We start from the raw sequence: 12,935 nt of genomic DNA on the forward strand, positions 1-12,935 counted from the left end.
GTACACAAGGCAAGCCTATGAGTTCTATTCGCCAGCGCACCTTGGGGCTTGCACTGCTTGTGTTTGGTGCAAGCATGTTAGTCATTGGCTTTATTAGCTATCGCTATGCTGCCCATGAGATTGAAGAGCTTCATGATGCTAGCCTGGCACAAAATGCCCGTTTGCTAGAAGGACTACTTCAGGCACCAATGCCCGATAGCGATCGTGCGCTTTTATTAAACAGTGTGGAGAGCGCACTGCTACGTGCCGAGCAATCCGATAATCGCTTGGCAGGCCATCGTTATGAAAGCAAGCTGGCGTTTCAGCTTTGGGAAGGCGACCGCCTTCTACTGCGTTCCGCCAGCGCCCCCGACTCGCCGTTTAATCAGCAACCACCAGGTTACTCAACGATGAGGGTAAATCAACATGACTGGCGCGTTTATGTCCTGGAGATTATAGGCAGCAACAAGCGCGTGGTGGTGGGCGAACGAGAAGACGTTCGTGGTGAACTGATCAGCGCAGTGGCACTACGCATCTTATTACCGGATCTTATTGGTCTGCCATTACTGACACTATTACTGTGGTGGTCGATTGGCTGGGGGCTTTCCCCCTTATCACGAATGGCAGAGCAGATTCGCGCCCGCGACCCTCACCATCTAAAACCGCTGACGCTTCATCCGCTTCCCCAAGAACTGGAAACCATTTCTGGTGCCATAAACCGGCTGTTGGAACGGCTTCGCCAACTGCGTATTCGTGAAAAGCGCTTTATTGCCGATGCGGCTCACGAGCTACGCACCCCCTTCGCAGTGCTGGATTTGCATGCGCAAAATGCACTCGCTGCTGATAACGCCAATGACCGAGAGGAAGCGCTACACCACGTACGCAGCGGTGTAGCCCGTTCAACACGGCTCGTCTCTCAATTATTAACCCTCGCGCGCCTAGACCCCGAAGAAGAGCCGTTACCAGAGTATCGCCGTTCCGATGTATTACACGAGACTCGCGAAACGTTGGCAGAGCTTGCGCCACTGGCCGCCGAGCGACAACAGCAGCTGTTACTGGACGCTGATAGCCCTGCTAATTGGGAAATAGAAGAAGAGCCCGGCGCCATCGAAACACTGGTGCAAAATCTAGTCGGTAATGCCATTCAACATTCGCCTGCCCAAGGCGCTATTACGGTCACGCTTAAAGCATCAGCGAAAAGCGTTATCGTCATTGTTGATGATCAAGGGCCCGGCATCCCTGCAGCACAACGCAACCTGGTGATGGAGCGCTTCCAGCGTGCTGGACCTGGTGCTGGCGCGGGTTTAGGTCTGTCCATTGTCGAGCGTTTGGTCAAACGCCATCAGGGTGTCTTACTGCTTGATGATGCCCCTAGCGGTGGACTTCGTGTGCTGGCAACGTTTACCAGGAATGCCCTATCCCAACGCCAACCAAAAAATAATCGGCCATAAAGGGTCTGTTAAGATTCCCATAAGAATTCCGTGCAAGTGTGAAAGTACAAGACAGGCAAGTAGTTAATGACCTGTCTATTCACACAACGGAGATATCCTGATGAATATGCTCGTCCACACCCCCAAACCACTTATCCAGTTTGGCGAAACGCCACTGCTTATTACGCCAGCCGCAAAACAGATAACACCTGAAAGTCCTGCGTTATCGGTGCTAACGGATTTTACTCAGGTCACGCCCCAGTCGGTAGCCGCTGATACGCCCATCGACGATGCCCATTTAAAAATGCGCCATGGAGGTGTTCGCCTGTTGTTTGTTCTCGACAAAGCTAACCATTGCATTGGCGTACTCACCGCCAAAGAAGTTATCGGCACACGGCGCATTAACTTGGCGATGCAGCAGAGAAACCTTGATCGTACTGAAATTACAGCCGATATGATTATGACGCCCTGGCAAAAGCTTAGTGCGATGCCGTTTGAGCAACTTAACTCATTAACGATTGAAGACCTTGTGCTTTCTATGGAGCGTTTTACTGAGCAGCACTTGTTGATTACTGAACATAAGCATAATCAACCATTAAGCGTACGCGGTATTATTTCTGCCACCGATATACAACATGCCATGGGCAATAAAACCACGATGAAGGTCGCCTCTTCAGTAGTGCCTACTGCCAGTAGCTTCGCCGATATTTGCAAAGTCATTACTGGGCACGACTTATAGTCACTAAATTTACAGCAACTAAGTGAAACTAGAAAAACCTACTAACAGTATTAAAAACGCCCCTTATCAATTGATAAGAGGCGTTTTTTTTAGCTAAATTAGCTGCTAATTTAAAACAGCGCTGCGTTTATCAACAAATGCGTAGCAATACTGGCAGCATAACCCAGTAAAATAGCAGGCGCCCAGCGTAGATGGCCCGCAAAGGTATAAATACCCCGTGCTTGGCCCATTAACGCAACCCCCGCCGCAGAGCCCATCGAAAGCAGGCTACCACCAACACCAGCGGTCAAAGTAATCAGAAGCCAGTTGCCTTGCGACATATCTGGCGCCATGGAAAGCACCGCAAACATGACAGGGATGTTATCGACCACTGCTGAAATCAATCCCAAGACGACATTGGCCCACACTGGGTTCCAACTGCCATAAAGGGTTTCTGACAATAGACTTAAATAGCCCATGAAACCTAGACCACCAACACACATCACGACCCCATAGAAGAATAGCAGTGTGTCCCACTCTGAGCGGGCAATACGGCTGAAGATATCAAAAGGCACAACGCTTCCCAGTTGTTCAAGCTTCTTCCAGTCGCCGCGACGAGAGTAACGCTCACGCTTGCGCTCCAGGGAGCGCGGCAGACTGCGGCGCAGGTAATAGCCAAAGAACTGCAACAGGCCAAGGCCAAACATCATCCCCATCGCAGGCGGTAGATAAAGCACCGAGTGACACAGTACTGAAATAGCGACAGTCACCAAAAACAGCGCGATGATGCGGCGCGAGCCACGCTTTAACCAGACGTTTTCGGTAAGCGCTGCAGGCTGCCGATTGACGATGAAGAAATTCATAATCATCGACGGCACAATAAAATTGACAATGGCAGGTACCAATAGCGCAAAGAAGCCACCAAATGGCACCTGGCCTGCCTGCCACACCATCAACGTGGTGATATCACCAAACGGGCTAAACGCGCCGCCTGCGTTTGATGCTACCACCACGTTGACACAGCACAGACTAATAAACTTTTTATCGCCTTCGGCAACTTTCAATACAACCGCGCACATTAGCATCGCTGTGGTCATGTTGTTGGCAATGGCAGAAATACCAAAGGCGAGACAGCCAGTAATCCAGAACAGGCTACGATAACTAAAGCCTTTGCGCACAAGCCATGCCCGAAGGGCATCAAAGATACGGCGCTCTTCCATGGCGTTGATGTAGGTCATCGCTACCAGCAAGAACAATAACAGCTCGGTGTACTCAAGCAGCGTTTCTTTAAAGGCAGTTTCCGCTTCATGAGGCATGCCCGCCTGTACATAGACCCACGCCACCAGCGCCCAGATAAGTCCAGCGGCTACCAGTACAGGTTTGGATTTTCGCATGTGAATCAGCTCTTCGCTCATTACCAAGGCATAGGCAAGAATGAAGATGACAACAGAGGCGATACCCGCCAACGAAGCGGTAAGATCTAATGGGCCTGAAGCGGCATAGGAGAGAGAGGGAAAAGCAAACAAGCACAGCGCGATCAACAACCAAGCAAACCGGCAATTAGACTGCCGCATTGCAAGGGCGTTAGGTGGTTTCATAGTGAAGTGATCCTGGCAGGGTTAGGAATGACCGCCACGATGATAAGCACACTAATTAAGTGCTGCAACGCAGCGGGCATGCTAAAGATGCGGCTATTTGCCGCATCTTGTAAAGCAGTTTTACAACGCCAGAAAAAATTATTTTATTAGCTGTTTTTCGCGACCAAACACGCTTAGCCAAGTGATGAGGCTGATCTAAAACGGCACCTCTTTTCGAGCGCCACTGGGCAGTTCAACGCCGCACTAGTGGCTATTATTCGGTTTATCGGCGGGGCCTATGCCCAGTTGCTTAATCAGGTCATCAGCACTCTCTCCCAGGCTAGATTCATCGGCTCGCCACCAACGTCTGGAGACCCGCATAGTGTATCGACGACGGTACTCTGACGGTGTGACGCCCGTTGCACGCCGGAACAGCCGTCGAAAAGCACTGGGATCCTGATAACCGCAATATTCCATTATTTCCGTTAGTTCAATATTGGTCACTTCTAATAACTGTTTAGCCCGCTCAACGCGCAATCGATGTAGATAATCGAGCGGTGTCATTCCCTCGACTTCTTTAAAATGTCGCAGCAGCGTGCGCGGGCTAGCGGCCACTTCATGAGCGACCCGATCCAGACTGTAAGGTGCCTGAATATGCTGAAGGAGCCAATGCTTCGCTCGAAATACCACGCTGTCCCGGGTTTTCATCGAAATTCCAGAGGCATGCAGGCTGGAATGCTCAAAACGCAATGAGTGATAAAGCAACCCATTGGTGGCGATTTGTGCCAGTTCTTGGCCAGCGAAATGACGAATCAATTCCACCACCAGATCGAACACTGCTGCTGGTGCACCGGCTGTCAATATCGGCCCGTCCACCACGACCGGCCCCTCCATTGCCAACTGCACCTGAGGAAAGTGAGAAGCAAACCAATTAGCAATCATCCAGGTTACCGTGGCACGTCGGCCATCCAACGTGCCGGCCCGAGCCAGCATCACGGCACCGTTGAAACCAGCGGCTATTAAACGCCCCTGCGAGTGATAACGCGCAATGCAATCTATTTCATCAGTGCACTGATCAAGAACACGATTTAGATCAGGCACGCTTTTCATCTGTACTCCAGGAACAAAAAGCGCGGTTTGAGAAGGCGGCAATGCTTTGCGCCCCCGGGTGGGTGATTCCATATTCGATAGCCACTCGGGAAGAGGCAGCTCATTCCCCCTTGCATCAATCAACCGCCAGTGAAAAAAAGCACCTCGTTTATCCGGATTGCGTAACTGCCAAAGATTGTTAAAAGCACGCAAAATATCGATGACGCTAAACAGCGTACCCGACAAGTTATGCGGGCCATGTAATAAATCAATGCGGACTGTCATGGGCTCTCCTGGCGATATTAGCTTTTTTATTGGCGGCTTTAACCTTTCTCTAAACTACCTCCCTTACTCTTTGATATCTCTACCTATCATATTAACTATCTGGTCTGAAAAAGCCATGAACTCTGTAAATCATCGTTAATTAAAATTTTTATCGCGCTTCACGTGCTGCTTATTCCTATTTATATACCCTTTTTCTTGGCGATATTAACTCTATTGCTGTCGGTATCTGCTTTATAGCCATCGAAACTTCAGCGCTAGACTGAAAATCACCTTAAATAAACACTAGAAAGGTAATAATCAGTGAAAACTAAAACAACTAATACGTGGGGAATAGCAGGTAAACCGTTACTTTCTGGGTTAGCGTCGTCCTTAATTACCGCAGGCATAACGGCCCCGGCAATGGCCGGAGAACTGGTGTTTGGCGATCTTACTTCCGGTCTTGGCGACGGTATCGAATGGCAGCAGGGCGATACGCGCTTAAACGTACAGGGAGCGCTTTCAGTGGGCACCATACGGCGTATGGATAGTCCAAGCGAACGCCTTACCAGTGCTGAATACGGCATGAGCACGGTCAACGACGGCAACCTCAACTATCAGCGCGGCGATGCAGTCTCCACCTCTGTGGAAACGTATCTTCAAGCAGATCTCAGCCATCAAAACGTCGGTGTTTTGGTAAGTGCGAAGGGCTGGTACGACTACACTCAAAAACATCAAGATGTCACCCACGGCAGCGTCAACAATGGGTACCGTTCCGGTGAACCGCTTAGCGATGATGGCTTTGACGCTCAGGGACGGTTTTCGAATGTGGTACTGAACGATGCTTATGTATACGGCAACTTCCAGCCTGCCGGTCGTGACCTCCATATACGGCTCGGTGATCAAGCGATCCCTTGGGCAACGCCTACGACGATTGCTGGTGGCCTGCAGTCGGTGAATTCGTTTGATATCGCTGCCATACGCCGAGCAAGTTCGATTGCCGAAGCGCGCACCATTCCAATGCCATCCCTTTACGCCAAACTAGAACTGACCGACAACTTAACCGTCGATGCTTTTAATCAGTTTGAATTCCGCCCCAGTATTTATCCTGGCTGCGGTACCTTCCTATCAACCAGCGATTTTGCCCAACCTGGCTGCGAGCAATTGACGCTTAACGGTAGCGTGCTAAGCGCGCTGGCTGGCCAACCTGTTCGTACCAGTGACGGTGAAGCCATTCACAATCCACTGGATTACGTTGCCCGTGGCCCTGATCGTCACCCGAATAACAATCAGTACGGTCTTGGTTTGCAGTATTTATGGGAAGACGTTGGACTGTTTGGTTTGTATTACGCAGATTACACAAGCAGAAACTCATTCACCCAAGTCGTCCGTAATGGACCTGGGGTGCTGACACCGCCTGCGGCTAATCTAGGCCAAGCCATACCAACCGGGATAGCTGCAAATTATCAACGCGCCTTCCCTACCAACGTCCGCATGTACGCCGTTAATTTCAAAACTCGGTTACCCGACAGAACCGGTATTTATGCTGAATATAGTCTTCGCCCTAACCAACCCATTGCTTGGAACGGGGCAGACTTCGTGACTGGTCTGCTTGCTGGAACAGGACCTCTTGGCTACCTAGCCAGCACATCGACGGGCCATGTCGCACCTGGCTATGACCGTTTCCGCGTCAGCCAGCTTAATCTCGGCGCCAGCCGTCCTTTGGGGAACGTGTTAGGCGGCGAGATGAAGCTATCTGCCGAAACAGGACTGAAATATGTTCACAACTTGCCCGATACCGATGAACGCCGTTACGGACGAGCTGGCTTTGGGACCGCTGCTCACGATGACTATTCGGCATGTACTGGCCCTGCGGAGAAATGTGCAGTGGACGGTTTTGTAACGCCTTTTTCCTGGGGAGCCCGTTTTAAGTTAGAGAATAATTACATAGGTGTGATGCCAGGACTCGATCTGACGCCATCGCTAACGTTCGGCTATGACATCAAGGGCTACTCTTACGACGGTGTCTTTTCCGAAGGCCGCTACGCGGCAATACTCGGAGCACAAGGCGTATTTCAGAAACATTACGTCTTCGATATTAGCTATCAGCACACCGATGGCGGCGATTACAACCTTGTCGCAGACCGAAGCATGTTCCAGGCCAGTGTCGGCATTCGCTTCTAAACCCTGACACTGCTAACTAACACTATAAAAAGGCCATAATCATGCACCCTTCATTTGACCGACGGCGATTACTGATTGTGATGATGCTGATGGCGGTTGTCACCATCACTGTCCTGGAAAAAACCATTTTTGCTTTTGCCGGACCACAGATTATTGATGAACTTCAGCTCACACCAGAACAGTTCGGCTTTATCGGTAGTGCTTTTTTCTTTCTTTATTCCATTTCCGGTGTGCTGGTCGGTTTTCTAGCCAATCGGATGTCAAGCCGCTGGTTACTGACAGCAATGTCGGCCATCACCATGGTGGCTCAATTACTTGCCGCTTTGTCTACCAGCTTCTACGCGTTGCTCGCCAGCCGCATGCTGTTAGGAATCGGCTGTGGGCCAAGTACGGCGGTCACTCAGCATGCCTGTTTCAAGTGGTATGCCCCCCGTGAACGCGTGTTGCCGGCGGCCTTGATTCAGGTTGCCATCATGCTCGGCGCTATCATCGGTGCCATTGCCTTACCAAGACTCATCGAACAACACGGTTGGCGAACAGGCTATTTTATCATCGCAGGTATCGGCTTGATCTGGTTGATACTGTGGCTGCTTTACGGCCGCGAAGGGCAGCATGACGATACGCAAACTGCTGACGGCAGTATCATGCCGACCTTGCCCTACCGCCAACTGCTGCTCAATCGTACCTTTGTGTGCATCACCATGGTGGCGTTCTGCAGCTACCTCCCCAATGCGCTGATCTATAGCTGGTTACCCACTTACCTGCAACGCGGGCTAGGCCTAACTCCCATGCAGTCCGGTTATCTGGTACTGGCAACAACGGTTGGCATTATTGTGATCAATCTGGTGGTTTCCAGTTTCTCCCAGCGTGCCTTAAAGCGTGGTGCCAACGTTCGAAATGCCATGGTCATTCCACCCTTACTGGCCTGCCTGCTGGCTGCTGCTGCTTATATCACCATGGGATTCACAGCGACCAGTCTCGCCATGACACTGGGACTCTTTATTACTGGAAGCATACTGCTCAATCTACTGTCAGCGTTTGGATTCAGCATTGTCGCCTTTATCTCTCCCGCCAGGCAACGTGGCAGCATGCTGGCCATTCACATCTCTCTTTTGACGACGTCCGGCATGCTCGCTCCGCTTGTCGTTGCTCAGGCAATCCGTTGGCAGAACGATAACCTGGCGGCCGGTTTCGAAATGGCCATCGGCTTCTTCGGTGTCGTTCTTCTGGCCTTCACCCTGATTGGTCTCGCATTAATCGACCCGGAACGCAGTCGCCGTGAGCTTAATGCAAGTCATCCCTCTTCAGGGCTAACTGCCGCTAGCCAAGCTTAATCAAGCGATACCAACCTGTAACCACCTATCAATAGGGAACCCTTGATGGACGTATCCTGCTTTTCACAAAGCTACGCTGAAGCTCGGCAAAAATTTCTCCAGGCCTGTGCTGGCGCAGGCCTAGAGGTTGAAACCCATCTTCACCCCCTACCGGGTAGCGATGGCGAGCAATTGGCCCTTGATGTGGCACTTCTTGGGTCATCGACGGCAGCCAACCTACTGGTAATAAGCAGCGGTGTTCACGGGGTAGAAGGTTTTTGCGGCTCGGCCATTCAGGTAGACCATCTGCGCAATAGTGACTGGATGGAGCGCTGTCGTCATCAGGATCTGGCCGTCCTTTTTCTGCATGCCATCAACCCCTACGGCTTCTCCTGGCTGCGCCGGGTCAATGAAGACAATGTCGATCTCAACCGTAACTTTATTGATTTCAGTCAACCGCTGCCCGACAACCCCGACTACCGCTCTATCGCCTCGTTGCTACTGCCAAAACGTCAACCGCCCACGCTTTACAGCACCCTTGGCCTGGCGGGTTATGCCTTGCGTCACGGCACTAAAGCCCTGCAAACCGCCATTTCGCGTGGCCAGCACAGCCACCCTGATGGGCTGTTTTTCGCAGGCACCGAACCCACCTGGAGCAACCAGCAATTACGCCAAATTCTTCGCCGACTGGGAAGGCAATGCCAGCGTATCGGCTGGATAGATGTGCATACCGGGCTTGGGCCCTGCGGGGTGGGGGAGCGCATCTATAAAGGGCGCAACACCCCGGAAGATATCGCGCGGGCACGGCGCTGGTGGGGGGAAGAAGTCACCACTAACGTCGATGGCACCTCTTCATCCGCTGTACTCAACGGCACCCTTGATCTAGCGGTAATGGAAGAGTGTTCACAGGCTGAATACAACGGGATGACGCTGGAATATGGCACCAAACCCGGCCCCGCAGTGCTCAAGGCACTACGCGCCGACCAATGGTTGCAGAATCACCCAGGTATCGACAGTGCTCAGCGCACTCAGATCAAGCGCCAGCTACGCGATGCGTTCTACATCGACACTAACGAATGGAAGCAACAAATACTGGAGCAGGCCAGGGAAGTGATGGAGCTGACTCGGCGTGGTCTTCTCACGCAATAGCCCGTCACATAAGGGCATCCATGTGCATGTAACTCGGATGTTCACCTGTGAAATACATCTCAAACAACAAAGGATATTACGATGACCTTACAAGAAATATATAAAAAATATAAAGAAAATGAAGAAAAGATCGAAAAAATCCTACAGGTGCTTAAGAAATACATTGAGGTGAACGAAGATGAGGTAACGGCAACGCTGCAGAGTGTGGCAAGTGGTGAACTGGAGATGCCCGAAACCATTAGCTTTGAGGAAGAGAAACATTTTCGAGCGCTGTGCGGCTGGATTGTTTCATTTGGACCAATACAGGCCTTAGAGAAGCTTGAGACAGTACTGGCTGACCCTGAGCAGCTCAATGAACTTACTCTTGTTCAGGATCCTGAGTTTGCAGCCAACCTCACTCTTAGGGCACTCACCAGGTTAGCAGTTCTCCTGACAAGTTATATTTTCTACGATGAATTCCACTACCCGCAACCTGAGACTGGCAAGTATGATATAGCTGGTAATGACTTCGATAAACTCAAGTGGCTCTACCGCTACTGGTTCAATCAGCTTGAAGTGGCTGAAGAAGGGTCACGGCTAGAGGACTTCTTTGCATCACAAGATCTAGACATATTCAAACGGGTGGACAGCAATACGCGCGTTCCCGTTAGTCAATACACCTCTATTTCATGTGCAGGGGATCTGCTCGCCGTCGATGTTCTGACGCCGCAAAATACAACGCATTTGTTCGATGGCATCAAGGACTTTTACAGTACCGCCGACATTGTCAGCGCCAACCTAGAATCCACCGTCGATGAGAGCGAAGATATAGGGCGCACTCAGGAACCTGGCAATCCCGCCAAAATGAATACGTCAAAAGCGATGTTTGATAAATTCCGCCATGAAGCGAAAATCAACTACTTCAGTACGGCAACCAACCACGCCATGGATTGGGGTGTCAGCGGCGTCGATGCAACACTGAAGGTACTTAAAGATTCGGGTGCTTACTACTCTGGCACGACCAAAAGTGATGCTAGCGAAGGGGAAGAACGGGACGGATTCACCATAATAGAAAAAAATGGCATCAAGATTGCCATGCTGGCGTATACCTTCGACCTCAATGGCTACGAAAAAGATATTCCCACCAACATGCCCTATCTGGTGAATGTCGTTCGCTTCAACGATGCCAAGCCAAAGCCCGATTACTCACTTATTGAGAAGCAGGTAGCGGCGGCAAAAGCGAAGGGTGCAGACTGGATCATCGCTTACTGCCACTGGGGGTGGGAGTTTGAGATGTACCCCCATGTCAATATCAGGGAAGCTGCCCATAAGGTCATTGACTGCGGCGTGGATACGATTTTGGGCAATCACGCCCACGTTAGCCAACCGGCGGAACTTATCGAGCGCGAAGGCAAGCAAGATGCATTGGTGGTCTACGCGTTCGGTGACTTCGTCAGTTATCATCCGGAAAGCCGTAATTCCAAGCTTGCCTATATTGTGAAGTTCAACATCGTGAAACTCTCCGGAATTGGCATGGGTAGTGTTTCTCTAACAAACCTTCAGGCCCTACCCATTTATATTGTTAATCAGCATCTTGGTGGTAAGCGCTACGACTGCCGTATCGTCAAGTTCGATGACGTTCTGAGAAACCCGAATGGGTACGGACTAACCGAGCTGGAAAAAAGCCAACTGCCGCATTTGGAAGAAAAGGTATGGAAGGATATTCTCTCGCCGCTTTCTGGGCTCGGTACGCGTTAATAGGCAGGCAGACTTAACGGCATACTGATCGACTTGCTCGCTTATTGCCCTGACGGTCAGATATCTAGAACCGTCAGGGCATTTTTATGTCGATAACTGACGATACCAGTTGCCGATTTATTTGGCTTTTTTAACGGGCCTTGGCCAATCCAGCTTTTCCAACTGACGGCTGCGGGTAACCGCCAACGCATGCTCTGCCACGTCTTTCGCAATGGTAGAACCTGCGCCAATCGTGGCTCCTTTACCCACCGTCACGGGTGCTACTAGCGCACTATTCGAACCAATAAACGCATTGTCACCGATTTCTGTGCGGTGTTTATTCACGCCATCATAGTTACAGGTAATTGTACCCGCGCCAACATTTACATCACGACCTAAACGCGCATCACCAACGTAGCTTAAATGATTGATTTTGCTACCTTCACCGACATCCGCATTTTTGGTTTCAACAAAGTTACCTACCTTAGCTTTGACTGCTAGGCGTGTGCCGGGGCGTAACCGTGCAAAGGGGCCAACGTGGTTCAATCCAGCAGCGACGGTTGTGTCGATCACACTGTGGCTGTCGATAACGCTTTCAGCGCCAATCGTGCTGTTTTTAATCACACAGTAAGGCCCAACCCGCACACCTTCACCCAGCTCTACGTCACCTTCAAACACGCAGCCCACATCGATAAACACATCATGACCACAGGTGAGCTTGCCGCGTATATCAATTCTTGCCGGGTCGGCCAATGCTACGCCTTCAGACATTAACGCTTCAGCTTGCTGTAGTTGATAAGCGCGTTCTAACCGGGCCATTTGTGAACGATTATTCACGCCTTCAACTTCTACTGCGCTGGCTGGCTGGGCAGTACACACTTTGATGCCTTCGTTTGCCGCCATCGCAATCACATCCGTTAAATAGTACTCGCCTTGGGCATTTTCAGCAGACAGCTGTGGTAGCCATCGCTTAAGCTGAGTGCTGGTCATCGCCATGATGCCGGTATTGCATTCAGTAATGGCAAGCTGGTCGGCACTGGCATCTTTTTGCTCAATAATTGCCACTGCCTCACCGTCATCATTGCGAACAATACGCCCGTAACCTGAAGGATCTTCCAGCGTAACGGTCAGCAGGCCCATGTGTTGCTCATCAACGTGGCTGAGAAGTGCCATTAGTGATTCTCGGCGGATCATAGGCACATCACCATACAACACCAACACGTTGCCGTTACCTAACTGAGGCTGCGCTTGAGCAACCGCATGGCCGGTACCTTTTTGCTCTTCCTGAACCGCAAATGTTACAGCACTCTCTGCCAATGCTTCACGCAGCTGGTCTGCACCATGGCCAATCACGACATGCGTACGAGTAGGCGTAAGACCACTGGCAGTATCTAACACATGTTGCACCATAGATTTACCTGCCAGCGTATGCAGCACTTTTGGTGTTTGTGAGCGCATACGTGTGCCTTTTCCAGCGGCAAGGATAACGACATCAAGGTCTTGCATATTAGTCACCTGT

At 50.9% G+C, this 12,935-nt stretch carries 9 protein-coding genes; 6 read left to right on the forward strand and 3 right to left on the reverse strand.

Annotated features, from left to right (window positions below; genetic code table 11):
* Nucleotides 1-17 precede the first annotated feature (17 nt).
* Together B6A39_RS18605 and B6A39_RS18610 are read left to right on the forward strand one after the other, a co-directional pair.
* Complete coding sequence (locus B6A39_RS18605) at nucleotides 18-1,430, forward strand: ATP-binding protein (RefSeq protein WP_083007774.1); 1,413 nt, start codon at nucleotides 18-20, stop codon at nucleotides 1,428-1,430.
* Between the two features lie 100 nt (nucleotides 1,431-1,530).
* Nucleotides 1,531-2,148 (forward strand): CBS domain-containing protein, encoded by a 618-nt coding sequence (locus B6A39_RS18610; RefSeq protein WP_083007775.1) that lies wholly within the window; start codon nucleotides 1,531-1,533, stop codon nucleotides 2,146-2,148.
* Nucleotides 2,149-2,258: 110 nt separating this feature from the next.
* Here the strand turns inward: B6A39_RS18610 and nhaD are convergent, their stop codons facing one another.
* Nucleotides 2,259-3,725 carry a sodium:proton antiporter NhaD gene (gene nhaD, locus B6A39_RS18615; protein WP_083007776.1) on the reverse strand — a complete coding sequence of 489 codons (1,467 nt, stop codon included), beginning with the start codon at nucleotides 3,723-3,725 and terminating at the stop codon, nucleotides 2,259-2,261.
* Nucleotides 3,726-3,968: 243 nt separating this feature from the next.
* Nucleotides 3,969-5,078, reverse strand: a complete 1,110-nt coding sequence (locus B6A39_RS18620; RefSeq protein WP_198036747.1) for a GlxA family transcriptional regulator — start codon at nucleotides 5,076-5,078, stop codon at nucleotides 3,969-3,971.
* A 300-nt stretch (nucleotides 5,079-5,378) separates the two neighbouring features.
* Between B6A39_RS18620 and B6A39_RS18625 the strand changes: the two genes are divergently transcribed.
* From B6A39_RS18625 to B6A39_RS18640, 4 genes are all read left to right on the forward strand, one after another.
* On the forward strand, nucleotides 5,379-7,238 hold the full coding sequence (locus B6A39_RS18625) for a DUF1302 domain-containing protein (RefSeq protein ID WP_198036748.1): 1,860 nt from the start codon (nucleotides 5,379-5,381) through the stop codon (nucleotides 7,236-7,238).
* A gap of 41 nt (nucleotides 7,239-7,279) precedes the next feature.
* Nucleotides 7,280-8,572 (forward strand): MFS transporter, encoded by a 1,293-nt coding sequence (locus B6A39_RS18630; RefSeq protein WP_083007777.1) that lies wholly within the window; start codon nucleotides 7,280-7,282, stop codon nucleotides 8,570-8,572.
* Between the two features lie 45 nt (nucleotides 8,573-8,617).
* Nucleotides 8,618-9,700 (forward strand): M14 family metallopeptidase, encoded by a 1,083-nt coding sequence (locus B6A39_RS18635; protein WP_083007778.1) that lies wholly within the window; start codon nucleotides 8,618-8,620, stop codon nucleotides 9,698-9,700.
* An 81-nt stretch (nucleotides 9,701-9,781) separates the two neighbouring features.
* Entirely contained in the window at nucleotides 9,782-11,437 is a 1,656-nt protein-coding gene (locus B6A39_RS18640; protein WP_083007779.1) for a CapA family protein, read from the forward strand.
* 117 nt (nucleotides 11,438-11,554) lie between these two features.
* On the opposite strand, the gene glmU is transcribed toward B6A39_RS18640, so the two are convergent.
* Entirely contained in the window at nucleotides 11,555-12,922 is a 1,368-nt protein-coding gene (gene glmU, locus B6A39_RS18645; RefSeq protein WP_083007780.1) for a bifunctional UDP-N-acetylglucosamine diphosphorylase/glucosamine-1-phosphate N-acetyltransferase GlmU, read from the reverse strand.
* Nucleotides 12,923-12,935: the final 13 nt, after the last annotated feature.

The sequence above is a fragment of the Halomonas sp. GT genome, from assembly GCF_002082565.1.
GTDB lineage: Bacteria > Pseudomonadota > Gammaproteobacteria > Pseudomonadales > Halomonadaceae > Vreelandella.